Source organism: Bacillus sp. FSL R9-9530 (assembly GCF_038008145.1).
In the GTDB taxonomy this organism is placed as follows: domain Bacteria; phylum Bacillota; class Bacilli; order Bacillales; family Bacillaceae_G; genus Bacillus_A; species Bacillus_A mycoides.
Window position 1 is genome coordinate 2377576 of record NZ_JBBOYO010000001.1, and the last position, 19104, is coordinate 2396679.

Genomic DNA, 19104 nt, shown 5'->3' on the forward strand with positions numbered 1-19104 from the left:
AGACCTTGCTTTTTTACGCTTCTCTTACTGCACTTTGCATAGACACTGGCTCTTCTTTTACTTTACGCTGCGGCACCATATTAAATACAATATTTAATAGTACTGCTGACGCACTTCCAAGTACAATTCCGTTATCTGTTAAAATACGGATGTTTTCCGGAAGCTGTGAGAATAACGTTGGAACGACTGTAACTCCAAGTCCGATTCCGACAGAACATGCAACAATTAATAAATTTTCTTGTTTTCCAAAATCAACACTGCTTAACATTTTAATGCCATACGCCATTACCATGCCGAACATTGCTAGCATTGCACCGCCAAGTACTGATTTCGGAATAATTGTTGTAATGGCTGCGATTTTAGGAATAAACCCAAGAGCAATTAACATACCACCACAAGTATAGATAATGACGCGATTTCTTACTCCAGTTAATTGAACAAGTCCTACGTTTTGAGAATATGTTGTGTATGGAAATGCGTTAAAAATACCACCTAGAACCATCGCTAATCCTTCTGCGCGATAGCCTTTTGTTAATTCTTTTTCACCGATCTTTTTATTGCAAATATCAGATAATGCGAAATATACACCTGTTGCTTCTACAATCCCTACGCAAGCAACTAAAATCATCGTAATAATTGGCGTTAATTCAAATGTTGGTGTACCGAAGTAAAATGGCTGAATACCGTGGAACCAATCCGCTTCTCCAACCGCTTGCAAACTTACTTTCCCCATAAATGCTGCAACGATTGTACCGAACAATAGACCTAGTAATATAGAGATTGAACGGATAAATCCATCAAAGAAACGATACATAATAATGATAAATAATAATACACCAAATGCTAACGCTAAATTTTCAAGACTACCGAAATCTTTACTTCCTACTCCTCCAGCCATATCATTAATTGCTGCTGGAACAAGTGTAACTCCAATTATGGTAACGACAGATCCTGTTACGACAGGTGGAAACAGCTTTACAAGCTTTCCAAATAATTTCGCAAAAATAACAACGAATAACCCAGCAGCAATAATCGCTCCATAAATAGAAGACACGCCGTATTGTTTCCCGATTGCAATCATCGGCCCAACCGCTGTAAATGTGCAACCAAGTACAACCGGAAGCCCAATACCGAAAAAGCGATTTGATAATGCTTGTAAAATTGTCGCAACGCCGCACATTAATAAATCAATCGAGACTAAATATGTTAACTCTTTTTGATTTAAACCAAGTCCGCCGCCCACAATAAGCGGAACGATAATTGCGCCAGCATACATCGCAAGCATATGCTGCATACCAAGCGATGCGATTTTAAATGGATGTTGCTTCATCGTTTATTTCACCTCCGCAGTTTCTTGCTGTACAAATGTAACTGTGCCGTTATCAAGTGATGCAATTTCTGCTAGTGATTCAACACGAACACCCTGTTCACGCAGCTTCTTTCCTCCATCTTGAAATGCTTTTTCAATAACAATACCAATTCCCGCAATACTTGCTCCAGATTGCTCTACTAAACTCATTAAACCTAAAGCAGCCTGACCGTTTGCTAAAAAGTCATCGATAATTAAAACGCGATCATTTTCATCAATATGATTTCGAGATAATGAAATCTCGTTCGTTTCTTGTTTTGTAAATGAATATACGTTTGCAACGTACATATTATCTTGTAACGTTAACGATTTACGTTTTCTTGCAAAGATTACTTTTACACCAAGCTCTAATGCAGCCATAACTGCTGGTGCAATGCCTGAAGATTCAATCGTCACGATTTTTGTAATGTTCTCTTCTTTAAAACGTTTAGCAAATTCTTTTCCGATCTCTTGCATAAGTACTGGGTCAATTTGATGATTTAAAAATGCATCTACCTTTAATACGTCACCAGATAAAACCTTTCCTTCGTTCAAAATCTTTTCTTGTAATACTTTCATGTTTGTTCCCCCTCTTATGCAATAAAAAACTCCAAAAGCCGCCACCACTCGTTACAAGTGAGAGACGCGCTTTTGGAGTTTCGCAAAAAAAGAATGCTAAACAAGCAAATATATTCGTCCTCACTCATAGTCAAAGTATTTACGGTACTTCGGTAGAAACTTGCAGGCCATATCCCCGCGATTATATGAGTGTAGCTAACTATTTATTTTATAGAAGGATTATAACGCACTTTTTAAATTTTGGAAAGCATTTATTAAAAAAACACGTACGAATTTTATGAAAATACTATTTTTGTTCGAGTTTTGCAAACTCTTACATTTCATATTTAAGCGTCGTTAAAATGATTGGACCATCTTTTGTAATCGCAATTGTATGCTCATATTGAGCTGATAATTTACCGTCCATCGTTCTTGCAGTCCACCCATTTAAATCTACTTTAGAATATCGCATACCTACATTTACTATGGGCTCAATTGTAATTACCATTCCTTCTTGTAACTTAGTCCCTTGTCCTTGTTTACCAAAATGAAAAATCGCTGGTTCTTCATGAATCTCTTTACCGATTCCGTGTCCCGTAAAGTCTCTTGCGACAGAAAAACCTTCATTTGCTACATAACTTTCAATTGCATAGCCAATGTCTCCTACATGATTACCGATTAACGCCTGATCAATCCCTTTATACAAAGCATTCTCAGCTACTAACAATAACCTTTTTGCTTCATCAGAAATATCTCCAACTATATACGTCCATGCAGAATCCGAGAGCGCACCATTTAAGTTTACTACCATGTCAATTGTCACAATATCTCCTTCCTGTAAAGGTACATCACTAGGGAAACCGTGACACATTTCATCGTTTACAGATGCACATATCGCATATGGATACCCGTTGTAACCTTTCTGTTCAGATATTGCACCATGCTTTTCTAAATACGCTTCAACAAACGTATCAATTTGTTGTGTCGTTATTCCTGGTTTCATCATTTTGGCAATTTCCCTATGACAAGAAGCTAGTAACTTCCCAGATTCATGCATCAAATCTATTTCATTTTTCGTTTTAATTGTAATCATACTACCTCTCCTTACTAAACTTGCTATTTGCTACTAAACTTCAATCATACACATCCTCTTCCAAAATTTCAAAACTTCTAATTACAACAAGTACAAAAACAAACATCATTTATTTCTACATCAAAATAAAAAAACAGAAGCTCTCCTCTGTTTTTTAAACATTTTTACATATATAATTCATTTTCAAAAACTCAAAACAACTACCATTTGTTTTCTGTATAAACGTTCCAACAGCTTCGAATCCTGCTCTTTTATACACGTTAATCGCTCTTTCATTAAATGTCGCTACTGATAGCGTTATATAATTGCATCCGTATTTTTCTTTACTAAAAGCTAGTCCAGCTTTTACGAACTGTAGACCAAATCCATTCCCAGTTATATCAGGTCTCATTCCAAGACCTATATCAACCGTTTGATTATTTATGTTACTAAAACTAAAGAAACCAATGAGAGTACCATTTTCCTTCACAGAAAATGTATGATTCCCTCTACTCTCATCCTCTAAAAACTCAGCTAAATCTTCTTCATCTGCCTCTATATCATAAAAGGAATACTCCCCTTCATAATGCCAGTTATATGCAATTTCTTCTGCTTCCGCTTGCGACATTACTGTAAACATATAACCCATTTCTCTCACTCCCTCATAAAAAAAAGCTGCAATTAAGCAGCTCCTGTTTTATAACTCATAAATCTCTTTATATTTAGCTTCTAAATAATCAGCTAAGTAGTTTGCATTTAAACCTTCACCTGTCACATCTTTTAAAATTTCAAGTGGTTTTTTCGTTTTGCCATATTGGTGAATATTTTCTGTTAACCATTCACGAATTGGTGTCACGTTTCCTTCTTCTAATAATGCATCAAAATTTGGAATATCCTTTAGCATCCTATGTTTAAATTGCGCTGCATACATATAACCAAGCGCATAAGATGGGAAGTATCCAAATGAACCACCAGCCCAGTGAACATCTTGCAATACACCTTGTGCATCGTTTTCCGGACGAATTCCTAAATATGCTTCCATCTTATCATTCCAAGCCGCTGGCAAATCCTTCACTTGTAATGTACCATCAAATAATTCTTTCTCAAGTTCATAACGAACCATGACGTGAAGCGGATATGTAAGCTCATCTGCTTCTATACGAATAAACGATGGCTTCGATTCGTTAATCGCATCATAAAACTCATCTACTGATATATCATTGAATTGACCATCGCTATACTCTTTTAATAAATCATAATTTTTCTTCCAGAATGATTTATTACGACCGATAAAGTTCTCAAAGAATAATGATTGTGACTCATGAATACCCATAGAAGTTCCACTACATAGCGGTGTACCTTCAAATTCCTCCGCAATATTTTGTTCATATACAGCATGGCCACATTCATGAATTGTTCCAAACACTGCCATACGGAAATCTTTTTCATCGTAACGAGTCGTAATACGAACATCCCCTCTATTTAATGTAATTTCAAAAGGATGTACCGTTTCATCAAGACGACCCGCTTCAAAGTTATAGTTCAATTGTTTTAATAACTCTAAAGTAAAATTCTTTTGTTTTTCTTTTGAAAAATGTTCAGCTAAAGCATTTGTTTTTAATTCTTTTTTAGACTCAGAAATTTCTTTCACAAGCGGAACGATACGTTCACGTAGTTGACCAAATACATGATCTAACACTTCTACTGTGATTCCCGGCTCATACATGTCTAATAGCGTGTTATATTTGTACGTTTCGTAACCCCAATATGTAATAAACTTCTTTTTGAATTCAACAATTTTTTCTAAATACGGACGGAACATTTCGAAGTCAGATTTTTCGCGAGCTTCTTCCCATACACTTTCCGCTTTCGCTTCTAATTTCACATACGCTTCATATTCCGCTTGTGGAATTTTCTTATTTCTATCATATTCTTTACGACACTCTTCAACCATTTTCTTTGTCGTTTCAGAAAGTTTATTTTCAACAATTAAAGATTCTAGTTCAGTTAAATAGTTCCCCATCTCATCTGAAGTCGACATCGCAAACACTTCGGATGAAAGCATTCCAATTACTTCTGAACGCTGGTCTACTCCTTGCTTTGGTGCACCTGTTCTTAAATCCCAAAACATTAAGCTTAATGCCTCTCCGTAATTCTCTATCTTCTTGACATATGTTAAAAATTGTTTTTCCACTTCATATGTAGCAACTGTCATAGTATAAAAAACCTCCTTTTTCTACCTCAAACTTATTTCGACACTGAAACATAAATTCCTTTTCTAATAGAAAAAAAGCTTGGCAAATGCCAAACTTTTCCCTACAACATTTTTTCGCTTAAAGTACTTTTCCTTCTACCGGAAGTACTTTCTTCACTGCTTCTATCACTTTTTCATCTTCATTATCTGATAAGAATAATGATATAGCACCTTTATCTTCACTTGTACGAATTAAACGTCCAATTCCTTGGCGAAGACGTAAAATCATATAAGGCACATCTACGTCCCAGAATGGATCATTCACATGTTTACGCTTCGCCTCAAACACAGGATCGTTTGGAGGGAATGGTAATGACCAAATAATAACATGTGATAATGATGAACCTGGAATGTCTAAACCTTCCCATAAATGAACGGCACAAAGTACAGTCTCTTCTTCATTTTGGAAACGAGAAACGAGCTGACTAATTTCTTGATCTCCTTCATATAGGAACGGAACTGACATTTGCTCTTTACTTACATATTCTTTAAACGCTGCAAGTTCTTGCGTTGTACGGAATAATACGAGTGTACGTCCATTTGTTTTTTGTATATTTTCAAGTGTATATTGACACTTTCTTTCCCATTCATTTTCTTTCGTATACGGAAGTAAGTTTACTGTCATTTGCTCTTCATAATCAAACGGCGAAGCAACTGAGAATGATAAGTAATCTTTTACCCCTAGACTATTTGCAGTAAATGCGAACGAATCATTGTCAGATAATGTCGCAGAAGAGAAAATATATGGAATCTTCTTCGAGAATACTTTTTCTTGTAACACTTCTTCAACTGCACGCGGCATAATAACTAACGTGAAAGCACCATCGCCTTCTTCACCCCACGTAATTACATTTTTCTCGTGCATGAAAAGACGAAGTGAATGCTCTAACACATCTAAATGCTCATCAACAATATTTAAATCGTATGTGTTTACTGTATGCATTTCACTTTCAAATACTAATGCATCACCGACTTCACCGATTTTCGCATAAAGTCTTTTCGCTTCTGCAGTTACCTTTTCTGTCACAGTAATTTCTAAACGATCAGAACCTTCAATTTCCTTTTTATTCTCTTGTAGTACCCCAAAGAATTGTTCAGTTTGCCAAATTGTTTCTTCTACTAAATGTGCGAACTCTTCACGAATATCATTTTGTAATAATCTCGTTAAAAGTTGCTCCATCATCGTTTGTTTTAAACGGTACGTTAAAGCTTTTTGAGCTGCATATTCTACAAGATGCCCTTCATCGAATACAACGCAGCTACTTTCTGGTAATAACGGAATTTGTCCTTCACGTTTGCGAGCTTCGTACGTCCAAATATGATCCATATAGAAATCTTGAGAACAAATGATTAAATCTGCCGCTTTACGATAATGCTCGCGCGAAAGAGTTTGACCACAACGATGACGAGAATCACAAGTGAAGCAATCTTGGAAGTAATCCCAGTTTACCTTTGACCATTCCTCGTCATTTAACAGCGGAAATTCTTTTCGATCACCATAGTGAGTAAAGTTCTGCATCGTACCATGATCGAATACGAACTGAGGTAATTCGTAATATACATCTTCAATTACTTCTGGAGCTCGTCCACTCATAACATCTTCAAGTTTACGTAAACATAAATAATTATCCATTGACTTCGCAAGTCTAACATCAACAGATAGCCCTAATGCTTCAGATAACTTAGCAATGTCTCCTTCTTCTTTCACAAGCTGCTCAATTAACGTTTCATCTGCACAAGCGATAATAGCCGGCTTCCCTGTATAACGTGCATAACAAATTGCATATAGAAGATATACAATTGTTTTCCCTGTTCCTACACCCGCTTCTGCAAACATAACTTTCTTCTCTTGGAAAGCGCGCTCTAACTGAAACGCCATAAAAATCTGTTCATCACGCTCTTCAAAGCCCTTTTCCGGAAGAATGTCGTAAAACACATCTCCAATCCACTCATTCAACTTATCATAAAAATTATCTTGTTTTCCTACTTCAAATGGTAACCTATTCTCAGTAAACATCCTTAGCCTCCAACCAAACAGTTTTTCTATAAAAAGATATAGCAACTGCTACTCACATGTGTGCAGCCACTTTCCCCTGTTACAATACATAGAAATACACGAAAAAAAATTTTCCTTTCGAAAAAGGAAAATTTTTTTCTATATTAATGACCTTAAATAACGTTTATCAATCGCTGTTTCATGTGAAAGAGCTGACAAATATTCTTCCTGCGCTTTTTGTATTCCATCTACAATTGCACCTTGACTATCCACTTCTTTTCCGAGCTCATCATACGTACGGTGAATAGCTTTTTGAATCATCGATAATTGGAAACTATCCATATCACTTCCTCCTTTACGCATTACATAATAGCCAGTATATGCGTGCTGGAGGAGTTTTATACTATGAATTACGCGGTGGACGCTTTCCGAAGTATTGATAGTAATCTGTACGGATAAATCCGTTAAACAGTTTACGCTTTTTCGATGCATCTTTCCCATAACATTTCTCAAATGCTTCATAACTTGTTAATAAATACATTGACCACGTATCTAATGGGCGGAATACCTCTCCCATTTCTTTATATAATTTTTCAACAAGCGCTCTTTCACTTAAACGTTCTCCGTATGGAGGATTCGTTACAACATAGCCATATTCCTCTTTTGTCGTGAAATCTTTTACTTGCATTTGTTTAAATGATATAAGATCCCCTAATCCAACTTCTTCTGCGTTATCTTGGGCAACTCTTATCATACGGTGATCGATATCTGATCCAATGATTTGCAATGGTTGATTATAATTAGCTAAATCTTCAGCTTCTTGACGAGCTTCGCGCCAATTTTGTTTACCAACCCAGCCCCATTCATCCGATGCAAAGCCTCGGTTAAATCCTGGTGCGATATTTTGTCCAATTAATGCAGCTTCAATTGGAATTGTACCAGATCCACAGAAAGGATCAACGAAAGGACGATCCGCCTTCCAGTTTGTTAACTTAATTAAAGACGCAGCTAATGTTTCTTTTAAAGGCGCTTCACCTTGCTCAAGACGGTATCCACGTTTATGAAGACCTACACCACTCGCATCGATTGTTAACGTCGCAATATCCTTGAGCATTGCAATTTCAATACGGAATAACGGTCCATCTTCTTCAAACCAAGTTGTGCGTCTATACGTTGTTTTTAATTTCTCAACAACAGCCTTTTTAACGATACGTTGGCAGTCTGAAACGCTAAATAATGTTGATTTCAAAGATTTCCCAATAACAGGAAATTCTCCATTCTCTGGAATATAATCTCCCCAGTTTAACGCTTTTGTTTTTTCAAATAACTCATCGAATGTTGTTGCTTTAAATTCGCCGACTTTAATTTTCACACGGTCTGCAGTACGTAACCATAAATTCGTACGACAAATCGCTTTTTCATCCGCTTCAAACGTTACCTTTCCGTTTTCCACTTCACATTCATAACCAAGATCGCGAACTTCTCGGGCAACTAACGCTTCAATACCCATTGCCGCTGTTGCAATTAAAGTAACTTTTCCCATTTACATTCACCTCTTATGTATAATCAAACAATAATTAATAACATGTTGTCCTATTAATTATCACATATTACGAAGAATATTCTCACTTACCATTTTAACTCACAACTTATAACTTCATACAAATAAAAAGCCCTCCTCTAACAAAGGAGAGCTGAGTTATTTCATAGTTGGTTCATAACGTTCTGTAAGCCATGTTCTGTTCCTTTGTACTGCAAACGGCCCACGCCTCGTACTCCGGTGGTAATCATCTATCTACAGGTTACGAAAACCTGTCCTTTTCCGTCGTTCATTTCCTTGGAAAAGATTCCCCTACCATTATTTGGGTTTCTCGCTCGTGGGGTTTACCTCGTTCCACTCCTATCATTTCTTCAAGGACTTCGTCACTGTGGCACTTTAAAGGTAGTCAAACCATATCCGAAAGGACTTAGGTTTTTTCCCTGCCGTTAAACCAGCCTTGCAGCCAGAATACCCTAGCTTATGACTTGGCTAGGCACGAACACTACAGCCATCTCAGGCCGTGCGAGCATGGACTTTCCTCTACAACGTTGGCGTTGCAGCGATTACCCAAACGTTATGACAAACATTAGTATAGTGGAAACAAAAAGATTTTGCAATGTTTTTTTCTATGTAAAATGCTTTAACCTTTTTGTTACCTTAATTTATTCGTATAACTTACTTCCAAATACAGCTTTTTCTAAATTAGATAGACGTTTTAAAATATCCGTATTCGTATTGTTATACACTGGTTGTGCAACTGGTGTTTGTACCGGTTGTTGCGGAACTTGTGTTGCCGCTACTTTTTGTTCTTCTAATTCACGTTTCAAACGAGCATTTTGTTGTTTTAATTGATCAAATTCCTTATGAAAAGCTTCATAATCTTTAATAATCATATCAAGAAACTTATCTACTTCTTCTTGTTGATAACCTCTCATACCTGTTTTAAATTCTTTTTCTAAAATATCTTTCGCTGTTAATTTAATTTTATCCGAAATCATTTTCTTCACCTCAAATTTTTGCCAAAGCTTTCATTAACTAAATTTTTTCAGAAACAACGCCTTTTGTCAATCAAATATACGAGTACTATATTACATATTACTCTGCATTATTCCACTGTTCCTCTTCCATTATATCTTGTAAATCAGAAAAAAGAATGAAATAACTGTGATAATTTTCTATTTCTCCTTTTTTCTTAGCTGCTTCTACAATATATTTAGGGCTCCCAGACTTTTCTTCGTCATATACAGCTAAAAGTGCATCGCTTTTTTCAATAAAAAATTGATTCTTTAATTTAAATTGCTCTGGGCTTTCGTACTTCCGTTTCGTAATACTATCAATGTGATCTGCTTGTGAAAGAATAAATTCGTAATATTCACGGTTATCTTCCTTCCAATTTTCCTCTTGTTCTAAAAAAGGAGTAAATACAGCTAATTTTAAATTTGGATATTCTACTTGAATTTCAAAAACAACTTCAGCAGCCCATAGCTCTACTCCTAACTGACCACTTATAATAACCCACTCCAAACCTTCTTCTACAAAAACAGTTAATTTACGACGCAGCGCCTTTTTTATACACTCTACTCCTGGATGATCATTTTTAAATATTCCAAGTTCAAACGGCTTATATCCTGTTACAGCAACAACCTTCATATCAACACTCCAATTACAAAAAAAGAACTAGCATTTCGCTAGTTCTAACATATCATTTACTTTTTAAACATTCCACCAACGTTTGGTCCGATATTTGGTCCAAATGGTGATACGTTCGGTCCTGGTCCAAATGGTGATACGTTCGGTCCTGGTCCAAATGGTGATACGTTCGGTCCTGGTCCAAATGGTGATACATTCGGTCCTGGTCCAAATGGTGATATTTGATGCCCATGGTGATGATGGCCATGACCGCATGGTCCACATCCTCCGCCGAATCCTGGATCACCAGGATCTACAACGTTTACGTTCGAGTTTGTTTGTGGGAAGAAGTTTTGATTTTTAATTTGTTGATGATGAACATGCGTTGTATGAGTTGGAAAAATGTGTGGCACCACCGTTGTTGAAAAAGAATGTGTTACGCATTGTTTCGTTGGGTGAATGACAGGAGCTGCCGTACAAATAGGTCCTACAGGCTTATGCCCTCCAAAGCAAGGATGACAATGATGCATAGTTTTTTCTCTCCTCTCTCATTAAAAAAATCTGACTACACTTTACAATATGAGCGAGGGGCTAAAGCCGCTTGTTATATATACCCATTTATTTCATGGAAATTTGTCTAGTATCCAATTTCATACGTAATACCTATTATAGACAACCCCCTACTATTATTTACCAAAAAAGCCCCCGACTTGCTTAACAATCCCCGTTACTTGATTCATCGCGTTCATCATTTGTCCAGCCGTGTTCATCATTTTATTTACATCGTAGTTACCATCTGATGATTTAAATTGTGAAACAAAACTAGAAAACTGACTTGGTTGCTGTTGCTGTTGCTTTTGTTTATTCATCGTTGGATATGGTTGTTTTGGTGGATAAAACATAGCTTGTTGATTTACATATTGAGCTGGCGACATGTAGTTTTGTGAATTCATATACGCTTGCTGTGGTTGATTCGTATACATTTGCTGCGGCTGATTCATATGCGGTTGTTGCGACTGATCCATGTGCGGTTGTTGCGGTTGATTCATATACGCTTGTTGCGACTGATTCATGTGCGGTTGTTGCGGTTGATTCATATGCGCTTGCTGTGGTTGATTCGTATATGCTTGTTGCGGCTGATTCATATGCGCTTGCTGCGGTTGATTCGTATATGCTTGTTGCGGCTGATTCATATGCGCTTGCTGCGGTTGATTCCCAAACGACACTTCAAATGGTTGATAATAATTTTGGTTTCCATAATGAGGCTCGAAAGGATACATATTATATCGTAAATATGTATCCTCATTATATTGGTACATATTTTGCTGTGCATATGGATTTGCTTGCTGATATACATTAGGTTGTTGAAACATGCATTCTCTCCTCCTTGGCATAAGTTTCTACATATAGAATATGTACCTATAAAATAAAATGTGTGACGGAGTACCTGTCTGTTTTTGTCGGAAGTTTAAATTTTTAAAAAAATTAGAAAGTAAACCCTTCCATGCTATGATAATAAGGAAGAAGATTCTCATGGGGGAGGAATCAACATGGTATTAGGGGATTTAAAACAAGCGTTTTCTCAAAAAAAGGGGTATTACACAGAAAATTCGAATGAACTGTTAGACTTTGCAAGACATTGTTATCTTGAAGGAAAAGTATGCATATCAGATTACCGAACATTAATACGAGAGTTAGAAATAAACGGTGCAACAAAACCTACAACAGTGACAGAGGCATAAAAAAACAAGAGGGTTTTCCCTCTTGTTATTTACATTGATCTACGATATTTTGCAAAGTGTACGAAATAGCTTGATGAGTTTCAAAGAAACGTTTGCCTTTTCCCTTATTAACAAAACATTGTAGCACATTAGTTTGTAAATTATCATACACTTGATCAATTTGTTGTACATGTATATACTTAGGTCGTTCTTCCTTTATCCACCTATAAGCTAATTCTTTCCACATCTCTAACTCCGCATCTACAATATCAACAAATGGCTTCATATCCTTATAAAAATCATATTCAGCCATCTCTCTTTTTTTCACATTCGCTTCATCATTATACTGCATTAACTTCTCCGAAGACTGGATTAATGCTTCATGTCCCATTTTGTTCCCACCTTATTATGCACTCACTACGACGTTTTGAAATGTCTTTACCCAGCTCCCTTTTTCTTCGTGATGCACTAATTTATTTTCCATATGTTCTATATGCATTTCTGTTATTTCTATCTTATTGCGTATTTTTTCACCTTTATCCTTCAATGCATGATTCATTCTAATCCCAATCTTCATTTCCAGCAAATCGAGAGAACTTAACATTTGATCCATTTTTTTCATAACATCTTCCTTCTGAACCATCGCCATATTTAAAACGCCCCCTTCTTTGCCTTTCCTTTGTCATGTAATTTCGCCGATTGATTAATTACTCCTTCTCACATGACAAAACTAGTTGATATTCGTCAAAGAAATCATTTAGTATGCCATTATTAGAAATGGTAACAATACAAAAAGGAGGTGTATTACGATGGCAAAAAATAAAAACGAAAAAAAGAAAAAGCAAAACAAACAACAAAACAAACCTGAGACTGGTAATCCAAAGCTTGATGGTCCAAATTTCCCCGCTACATAAAGTGAAACTTTAATCAGTGGGGTTTTATTCATCCCCCACTGATTATTAGCCCGCACCAATCGGGTGTTTACGGACAGCAGGGCTTCCACCTACCTTCTTTGCTCCAGCCAAATTTTGAGGTGGGAGTTTTACTGTCCGCAAATAGCGGGATAAAATGACACTTTAACCAAAGTGGCTTTTACAAACAACTATTTTCTAGTCTACCTTACCTCTTCGCTTTCGATAAGTGTTGAAGTTAAAGTCGTACTGCCGGCAAATAGCCGATTAGAAAGTAACTTGTTGTAGAGCATATTACTTTTAATAAAGAAGTCCCGCCCTCATTTAAGAAGGCGGGACTTCTTTATTATATCATGAACTCATCCATTCTTTTAACAAAACTACTTAATATAGAAAGAGTATGTATTTGCTCCCTCTTCTTTCTATACCATTCTGTTATATTAATTTCCCCCTTAGGTTTTTCAAGTAAAAATAATGAATCTATTTCCAACCCTTCACTAAACCAATCTTTTTCAATTAATTTTTCATGAGTGACAATAGAATACACATCCCGAAGAGCCGGCGTACATGATTTTCTAATTCCCCTTATATTACATTCATAATCCATCCTTGATCCAGTATGCCTAGTTTGCACTGCAAATTTATAAAAAGAAGACTTATACTTTGAATGAAATAATAACCAAGCTAATTGCTTCCCCAGTTCTATACGTTTTTGCAACGTTTCAAATTGATAAACTGAAAATCCATACATTCCCCCTTCCACCATTGGAAAAATAACTGCACTAACGTGAAATATTTCTTGAAATTTGAATAGTGCAGTATCAAATACATGTTTTTGAAAGTATGCATTCTCAATTACTGGTTTTTGAATTTTATTTTGTTCATTAATAATAAGTGCCGTCATAAGCCTATTTATATCTTTTTTCTCCCAAAACGCGGCCCATTCTTTTTCCATAAAAATTGATATGTTGAAAAATTGTAACAAATGAAAGAGCGGCGCACATCTCTTTTTACTTTCCTCATACAGTAATAGTTGAGGAAATGCATCTAAAAAAATGAGCCAATTGGCTTTCTCATACAAATGAAATAATCGTCTCTTAACTGTTTGAGATAAAAGATTAGAATAATATTCTCCTTCTAAATCTGTCATGTTCCATCCCCCATTCCTTGAAACCATGCTTGCTAAAAAAGACCATCTAATTTCTCTATTTCTCAAATAATATTCTTGGTAAGATTGTGTACGTGAAATATTATCTACGTTAGCTACATCCGTGCTCTCCTTAATATTAAGAACTATAGCTTTTTCCTCTTCTGTACAAAAAATATCATTACGGGTCTGTTTAATTTTTTCGTAATCACTCCATCGAAACATGAGTAAGTCACCATACCTTTCTTGAAAAAGGTCACATCTTTTTTCATTTTTTGATATAATCACCTTTGTAAGTAAATCTTATCAAGTTGGGAGTGGACAAAATATGACCATTCGTTACCCAAATGGAAAAAGGTACGATCAAGCTTCACAACCTCATAAAACACCAATAAAAAAACATACTTACAGTAATAGAGGTATGTCCCTTGAAGAGGAATTGAATGACACCAATCAATATTACTTAACCCATAATATTGCATGCGTACATAAAAAACCTACACCTCTTCAAATTGTAAAAGTAGATTACCCCGCTCGAAGTGCTGCAGTGGTAAAAGAAGCGTATTTCAAACAACCTTCTACAACAGATTACAACGGTGTATACAAAGGGAAATACATCGATTTTGAAGCGAAAGAAACTAAAAATAAAACCAGTTTTCCACTTCAAAACTTCCACCTTCATCAAATTGAACATATGAAGCAAGTAGTCGCTCATAATGGAATTGCATTTGTTATTATTAAATTTACACTTTTTGATGAATTTTATTTATTAGATGCAAAACATATTATTGCATTTTGGAATCGTCAAAATACTGGTGGACGTAAATCGATTACAAAACAAGAAATAGAAGAGCATGGGTCTTTATTATCATGCGGTTATCACCCTCGAATTGATTATATCCGCGTACTAGACACGGTTTATTTTTCGTGATAGAGTCATCACTAAGGCTCTTTTTTCGACTTTTGGGGGAGAGAATGAAAGGTAGGAGAAAGTATAATGTCAGATAATTATCGTTCTCGTACAGAACGAAATCATGTAAAAAATCAAACGAAAGAAACAAATAATAAAGAAGAAAAACCAAAGAAAAAAGGTTCCTTTTTCAAGAGATTTCTTATAGGTTGTCTACTTCTTGGTATCGTCGGTCTCGTAGCTGGCGTTTCGGCCTTCTTTGTTATGGTAAAGGACGCTCCAAAACTAGACAAATCAAAGCTAGTCAATCCTTTATCAACAAAATTCCTTGATAAAAACGGGAATTTCTTCTATGAATACGGTGCTGAAAAACGAACCCATGTTACATACGATCAAATTCCAAAAGTAATTGAAAGTGCATTCCTTGCGACTGAGGATGCTCGTTTCTACGATCATAATGGAATTGATTTTAGACGTACTGGAATGGCAGTCATGGAAAATGTCACTGGTGGTTTTGGATCACAAGGTGGTAGTACGATTACACAGCAAGTAGTTAAAAACTATTTTCTAACGATGGAAAAAACTGCAAAAAGAAAAGTGCAGGAATGGTACTTATCTTATAAGTTAGAGCAACAGTACTCAAAACATGAAATTTTAGAAATGTACTTAAATAAGATTAACCTCGGTAATCGCTCTTACGGTATTTCAACAGCAGCAAAAAAATATTACGGCAAAGATTTAAAAGACATACAACTACACGAAGCTGCAATGCTCGCTGGTTTACCCCAAGGTCCTAACATTTATGATCCAACAAAACCAGATAACGTTGATAGAGCAACGAAACGTCGTAATATCGTATTAACATTAATGAACCGACACGGGTATATAACGAAACAAGAAATGAATGACGCAATGCAAATCTCTGTAACACAAGGACTTCTTCCATCTTCAGAAGTGACTGAAATGAAGTATCAAGCATTTATAGATGCTGCTGTAAAGGAAGTTGAAAAAGAATACCCTGATGTAAATATCGGTTCAGATGGTTTAACGATTCATACAACACTTGATCAAGATGCTCAGGATTACGCTGAAAAAATTATGGATGGGAATCTCATCAAGTATCCAAACGATCAATTCCAAGGATCATTCGTATTTATGGATACTCAGTCTGGAGAAGTTCGAGCAATCGGCGCTGGTCGTAAAGAAAGTAAATCTACTTTCAAAGGTCATAATATGGCAGTTGATTTAAAACGCCAAGTTGGTTCAACAATGAAACCAATTTTCGACTATGGTCCTGCAATTGAAAACCTTCAATGGTCTACTTATCATCAATTAAATGACTCTGAATATACTTACTCTGATGGCACAAAGATTAAAAATGCTACGGGTAATTTTAAAGGTGACGTTTCACTTCGTGAAGCATTGAAGAAGTCATTAAACATCCCGGCTTTAAAAACAGCTCAAACAGTCGGTATTCCTAAGGCACAAGAGTTTGCTGAAGGTTTAGGAATGACGTTTAAAGATGGGAAAGCATATGAATCTACTGCAATCGGTAGTAATGAAGGCTCTCCGTTAGATGTCGCTGGAGCTTATGCAGCATTTGGAAATGACGGTGTATACAATAAACCTCATTTCGTTAAAGAAGTTATTTTCCCAGATGGAAAAAAGAAAAGCTTTAAACCGAAAGAACAACGCGCAATGCATGACTATACAGCTTACATGGTTACTGACGTTCTTCGTGACGTAGTAAAACCTGGTTCTGGCGGTACAGGTCCAACAGCATATGTTTCTGGATTCGACGTTGCTGGTAAAACAGGAACACAAAACTTTGATAAATCTGTTATTAAAAAATACGGTATTCCAGCAGATGCCAACAGAGATAGTTGGTTCGCAGGATATACACCACAATATACAATGGCTGTATGGACTGGTTATGAAAAAGATAGCCCAGAAAATTACATTAGCGATCGTTCTACTAGAATTGCTCAGCAAATGTTCCAAGCAATGATGAGCAAATTTGCTACGGATAAATCTCGTTTCGAGCGCCCTTCTTCTGTACAAGAATTAAATGGAGAACTGTACATTAAAGGTGCGAAAAAAGATGCAGTTAAAGAAATTAAAGTAGATCCACCTAGTGGTCTTAATGTCGCTTTCGATGGCGCTAGCACAGTGACACTGAACTGGTCTGGACCATCATCAAATGTTGATGCATACGCAGCAAGCTATAAAGCTACTGACGGTTCTAGTGGTAGCTTATCAGTAAGCGGTACGACAGCTACTCTTGGTGGTATTAAACCAGGTGTTACTTACAGTTTCTCTGTAGTAGCGAAAAAGGGTACTGGAACAAGCCCTGCAGTTGGTGCATCCTTCACTGCGCCTGGCGGAACTCCAGATGCGAAAAAAGCTGATGAAGAAGCTAAGAAAAAAGCTGACGAAGAAGCCCTGAAAAAGACCAATGAAGATAAACTAAAACAAGAAGAAGCTAAGAAAAAAGCTGATGAAGATCAGCGTAAACAGCAAGAACAGCAACAGCAACAGCAACAGCAACAACAACAAGAACAACAACGTAAACAACAAGAACAACAGCAGCAACAAGAACAACAACGTAAACAGCAAGAAGAAGCTCAAAAGAAAGCCGCTGACGAAGAGGCTAAGAAGAAAGCTGACGAAGAAGCTAAGAGAAAAGCCGACGAAGAAGCTAAGAGAAAAGCTGACGAAGAAGCTAGAAAAAAAGCTGAAGAGCAACAACAGCAACAAAATACCGGGGAAGATACACCTCACGCGGACGGAAATGTTGTTACAACAGAGTCTTAATAAACAAAAAAAGAAGTCGGTTTCTCTTAATGAGAAACCGACTTCTTTTTTGTTATCATTTTCTTTACATATAGCTTTTCTATTTCGATATACAACTGTGCTAATTGAATATACGAATGGTAATTACTCGGTTTCTTTATAATAAATGAATATCGCTCCATAAAATTAACAGGTTGTACTTCCAATTTATTCGTATTTACTTGCATCTCATTCAAACTATGAACAGGCTGCTCATTTAACCAATATATAACCGATAGAAAGTGCGCTGCAAAAAGAATCATCGGACCCTCAGCTTCTTGTTTTTTTCTGTTCCGAAATAGTATAGCAATTTCTTCATGCTTGCTTTTCCATATATTTAACACCGCTGGAATACTTGTTTCAATTTCATTCCATGGCTCATATTTTCTTTCAATATCAAATATAAAGTAAGTATTTTGTATTATCTCTTCAAAAGATTGGTCTGTGTGATACGTAATCGAATTTGCACTCTCTTTAAAAAATGGTACGCACCGAAACTCTTTCGGTATTTCTATAACTCGCTCCATCCTTTATTTCCCCTTCATTCGTTTCTTTCCTTCACGACATATTTCTAGTAATCGACACTCTTCACATTGTGGTCGCTGCGCCTTACAGTAATAACGTCCGAAGAAAATCATACGGTGGTGTGTAACTCCCCACTCATCCATTGGAATTTTCTTCATCAATGTCTTTTCCACTTCTAACACAGAATCTTTCCATCTACAAATTGCTAACCGTTTACTCACTCTCTCTACATGCGTATCAACAGCAATCGCTGGAATCCCAAACGCTACCGAAACAACTACATTCGCCGTCTTTCTCCCTACTCCTGGTAATTTCGTCAGCTCATCACGGTCTTCTGGAACTTTCCCGTTATAATCATCTAGTAACATCCGGCACAATTTTTGAATATTTTTCGCCTTATTTCTAAACAATCCAATGGAACGTATATCTTGTTGTAATTCTTCTAAAGACACACTTAAATAATCTTCTGGTGTTTTATATTTTTGAAATAAGTTTTTCGTCACTTTATTCACAAGTACATCTGTGCATTGTGCAGATAATGCCACTGCGATTACAAGTTCAAATGGATTATCATGAATTAATTCACAATGCGCTTCTGGATACATATCCGCCATTGTATCTAAACAATAACGAATTTGCGTTTTGTTCAACATATCTTTCC

21 protein-coding genes, 1 other RNA gene and 1 riboswitch are annotated in these 19104 nt (G+C 36.3%); of the genes, 4 read left to right on the plus strand and 18 right to left on the minus strand.

All coding sequences use genetic code 11. The features are described from left to right. Window positions 1–13 precede the first annotated feature (13 nt). From pbuX to MKX66_RS11840, 13 genes are all read right to left on the minus strand, one after another. Window positions 14–1330, minus strand: a complete 1317-nt coding sequence (gene pbuX, locus MKX66_RS11780) for a xanthine permease PbuX (protein ID WP_326996388.1) — start codon at window positions 1328–1330, stop codon at window positions 14–16. A 3-nt stretch (window positions 1331–1333) separates the two neighbouring features. After that, on the minus strand, window positions 1334–1927 hold the full coding sequence (locus MKX66_RS11785; RefSeq protein WP_002030831.1) for a xanthine phosphoribosyltransferase: 594 nt from the start codon (window positions 1925–1927) through the stop codon (window positions 1334–1336). Between the two features lie 107 nt (window positions 1928–2034). Then, window positions 2035–2136: riboswitch (purine riboswitch) on the minus strand. A 104-nt stretch (window positions 2137–2240) separates the two neighbouring features. Then, window positions 2241–2999 (minus strand): type I methionyl aminopeptidase, encoded by a 759-nt coding sequence (locus MKX66_RS11790; RefSeq protein ID WP_326996387.1) that lies wholly within the window; start codon window positions 2997–2999, stop codon window positions 2241–2243. Window positions 3000–3153: 154 nt separating this feature from the next. Then, window positions 3154–3627, minus strand: a complete 474-nt coding sequence (locus tag MKX66_RS11795) for a GNAT family N-acetyltransferase (RefSeq protein ID WP_063217945.1) — start codon at window positions 3625–3627, stop codon at window positions 3154–3156. A 48-nt stretch (window positions 3628–3675) separates the two neighbouring features. Continuing rightward, entirely contained in the window at window positions 3676–5193 is a 1518-nt protein-coding gene (ypwA, locus tag MKX66_RS11800; RefSeq protein WP_002030824.1) for a carboxypeptidase, read from the minus strand. Window positions 5194–5311: 118 nt separating this feature from the next. Continuing rightward, entirely contained in the window at window positions 5312–7249 is a 1938-nt protein-coding gene (locus MKX66_RS11805) for an ATP-dependent DNA helicase (protein ID WP_002011942.1), read from the minus strand. Between the two features lie 138 nt (window positions 7250–7387). Next, window positions 7388–7570, minus strand: a complete 183-nt coding sequence (locus MKX66_RS11810; RefSeq protein ID WP_002126488.1) for a DUF3921 domain-containing protein — start codon at window positions 7568–7570, stop codon at window positions 7388–7390. Between the two features lie 61 nt (window positions 7571–7631). After that, the gene (locus MKX66_RS11815) at window positions 7632–8771 is read right to left on the minus strand and encodes a THUMP domain-containing class I SAM-dependent RNA methyltransferase (protein ID WP_002011868.1); all 1140 of its coding nucleotides are present in this window, start codon (window positions 8769–8771) and stop codon (window positions 7632–7634) included. Window positions 8772–8951: 180 nt separating this feature from the next. Next, window positions 8952–9343, minus strand: an RNA gene (rnpB, locus tag MKX66_RS11820) — RNase P RNA component class B. A gap of 87 nt (window positions 9344–9430) precedes the next feature. Beyond that, window positions 9431–9766 (minus strand): cell division regulator GpsB, encoded by a 336-nt coding sequence (gpsB, locus tag MKX66_RS11825; RefSeq protein ID WP_000622426.1) that lies wholly within the window; start codon window positions 9764–9766, stop codon window positions 9431–9433. A gap of 97 nt (window positions 9767–9863) precedes the next feature. Then, window positions 9864–10418: a DUF1273 domain-containing protein gene (locus MKX66_RS11830; protein ID WP_002030808.1), complete on the minus strand. Its 555-nt coding sequence runs from the start codon at window positions 10416–10418 to the stop codon at window positions 9864–9866. A gap of 56 nt (window positions 10419–10474) precedes the next feature. After that, on the minus strand, window positions 10475–10927 hold the full coding sequence (locus MKX66_RS11835; RefSeq protein WP_341086240.1) for a spore coat protein: 453 nt from the start codon (window positions 10925–10927) through the stop codon (window positions 10475–10477). 156 nt (window positions 10928–11083) lie between these two features. Beyond that, window positions 11084–11770 carry a YppG family protein gene (locus tag MKX66_RS11840; protein WP_256484643.1) on the minus strand — a complete coding sequence of 229 codons (687 nt, stop codon included), beginning with the start codon at window positions 11768–11770 and terminating at the stop codon, window positions 11084–11086. 177 nt (window positions 11771–11947) lie between these two features. On the opposite strand from MKX66_RS11840, the gene MKX66_RS11845 reads away from it, so the two are divergent. Beyond that, the gene (locus MKX66_RS11845; RefSeq protein ID WP_002030817.1) at window positions 11948–12139 is read left to right on the plus strand and encodes a YppF family protein; all 192 of its coding nucleotides are present in this window, start codon (window positions 11948–11950) and stop codon (window positions 12137–12139) included. Window positions 12140–12164: 25 nt separating this feature from the next. On the opposite strand, the gene MKX66_RS11850 is transcribed toward MKX66_RS11845, so the two are convergent. Beyond that, window positions 12165–12509: a YppE family protein gene (locus MKX66_RS11850; protein WP_002011864.1), complete on the minus strand. Its 345-nt coding sequence runs from the start codon at window positions 12507–12509 to the stop codon at window positions 12165–12167. A 15-nt stretch (window positions 12510–12524) separates the two neighbouring features. Further along, window positions 12525–12767, minus strand: coding sequence for a hypothetical protein (locus MKX66_RS11855; RefSeq protein WP_002030820.1), 243 nt, complete (start codon window positions 12765–12767; stop codon window positions 12525–12527). A gap of 118 nt (window positions 12768–12885) precedes the next feature. Here MKX66_RS11855 and MKX66_RS11860 point away from each other — a divergent pair, with 118 nt between their 5' ends. After that, a complete protein-coding gene (locus tag MKX66_RS11860; RefSeq protein WP_306302660.1) occupies window positions 12886–13032 on the plus strand; it encodes a phage portal protein in 147 nt (48 codons plus the stop codon). A 343-nt stretch (window positions 13033–13375) separates the two neighbouring features. Here the strand turns inward: MKX66_RS11860 and MKX66_RS11865 are convergent, their stop codons facing one another. Then, entirely contained in the window at window positions 13376–14401 is a 1026-nt protein-coding gene (locus MKX66_RS11865) for a DUF2515 domain-containing protein (protein WP_215591010.1), read from the minus strand. Between the two features lie 103 nt (window positions 14402–14504). Between MKX66_RS11865 and recU the strand changes: the two genes are divergently transcribed. Then, window positions 14505–15107, plus strand: a complete 603-nt coding sequence (gene recU / locus MKX66_RS11870; RefSeq protein ID WP_002030800.1) for a Holliday junction resolvase RecU — start codon at window positions 14505–14507, stop codon at window positions 15105–15107. 66 nt (window positions 15108–15173) lie between these two features. After that, a complete protein-coding gene (locus MKX66_RS11875; RefSeq protein ID WP_002141048.1) occupies window positions 15174–17900 on the plus strand; it encodes a penicillin-binding protein 1A in 2727 nt (908 codons plus the stop codon). Between the two features lie 26 nt (window positions 17901–17926). Here the strand turns inward: MKX66_RS11875 and MKX66_RS11880 are convergent, their stop codons facing one another. Beyond that, entirely contained in the window at window positions 17927–18445 is a 519-nt protein-coding gene (locus MKX66_RS11880; protein ID WP_002030796.1) for a YpoC family protein, read from the minus strand. A 3-nt stretch (window positions 18446–18448) separates the two neighbouring features. Further along, window positions 18449–19096 carry an endonuclease III gene (gene nth / locus MKX66_RS11885; protein WP_002030794.1) on the minus strand — a complete coding sequence of 216 codons (648 nt, stop codon included), beginning with the start codon at window positions 19094–19096 and terminating at the stop codon, window positions 18449–18451. Window positions 19097–19104: the final 8 nt, after the last annotated feature.

Bases quoted from the DNA above. Each gene is read 5' to 3' on its own strand.
- pbuX (WP_326996388.1), bottom strand. From the start codon at position 1,330: ATGAAGCAACATCCATTTAAAATCGCATCGCTTGGTATGCAGCATATG.
- MKX66_RS11785 (WP_002030831.1), bottom strand. From the start codon at position 1,927: ATGAAAGTATTACAAGAAAAGATTTTGAACGAAGGAAAGGTTTTATCT.
- MKX66_RS11790 (WP_326996387.1), bottom strand. From the start codon at position 2,999: ATGATTACAATTAAAACGAAAAATGAAATAGATTTGATGCATGAATCT.
- MKX66_RS11795 (WP_063217945.1), bottom strand. From the start codon at position 3,627: ATGGGTTATATGTTTACAGTAATGTCGCAAGCGGAAGCAGAAGAAATT.
- ypwA (WP_002030824.1), bottom strand. From the start codon at position 5,193: ATGACAGTTGCTACATATGAAGTGGAAAAACAATTTTTAACATATGTC.
- MKX66_RS11805 (WP_002011942.1), bottom strand. From the start codon at position 7,249: ATGTTTACTGAGAATAGGTTACCATTTGAAGTAGGAAAACAAGATAAT.
- MKX66_RS11810 (WP_002126488.1), bottom strand. From the start codon at position 7,570: ATGGATAGTTTCCAATTATCGATGATTCAAAAAGCTATTCACCGTACG.
- MKX66_RS11815 (WP_002011868.1), bottom strand. From the start codon at position 8,771: ATGGGAAAAGTTACTTTAATTGCAACAGCGGCAATGGGTATTGAAGCG.
- gpsB (WP_000622426.1), bottom strand. From the start codon at position 9,766: ATGATTTCGGATAAAATTAAATTAACAGCGAAAGATATTTTAGAAAAA.
- MKX66_RS11830 (WP_002030808.1), bottom strand. From the start codon at position 10,418: ATGAAGGTTGTTGCTGTAACAGGATATAAGCCGTTTGAACTTGGAATA.
- MKX66_RS11835 (WP_341086240.1), bottom strand. From the start codon at position 10,927: ATGCATCATTGTCATCCTTGCTTTGGAGGGCATAAGCCTGTAGGACCT.
- MKX66_RS11840 (WP_256484643.1), bottom strand. From the start codon at position 11,770: ATGTTTCAACAACCTAATGTATATCAGCAAGCAAATCCATATGCACAG.
- MKX66_RS11845 (WP_002030817.1), top strand. From the start codon at position 11,948: ATGGTATTAGGGGATTTAAAACAAGCGTTTTCTCAAAAAAAGGGGTAT.
- MKX66_RS11850 (WP_002011864.1), bottom strand. From the start codon at position 12,509: ATGGGACATGAAGCATTAATCCAGTCTTCGGAGAAGTTAATGCAGTAT.
- MKX66_RS11855 (WP_002030820.1), bottom strand. From the start codon at position 12,767: ATGGCGATGGTTCAGAAGGAAGATGTTATGAAAAAAATGGATCAAATG.
- MKX66_RS11865 (WP_215591010.1), bottom strand. From the start codon at position 14,401: ATGTTTCGATGGAGTGATTACGAAAAAATTAAACAGACCCGTAATGAT.
- recU (WP_002030800.1), top strand. From the start codon at position 14,505: ATGACCATTCGTTACCCAAATGGAAAAAGGTACGATCAAGCTTCACAA.
- MKX66_RS11875 (WP_002141048.1), top strand. From the start codon at position 15,174: ATGTCAGATAATTATCGTTCTCGTACAGAACGAAATCATGTAAAAAAT.
- MKX66_RS11880 (WP_002030796.1), bottom strand. From the start codon at position 18,445: ATGGAGCGAGTTATAGAAATACCGAAAGAGTTTCGGTGCGTACCATTT.
- nth (WP_002030794.1), bottom strand. From the start codon at position 19,096: ATGTTGAACAAAACGCAAATTCGTTATTGTTTAGATACAATGGCGGAT.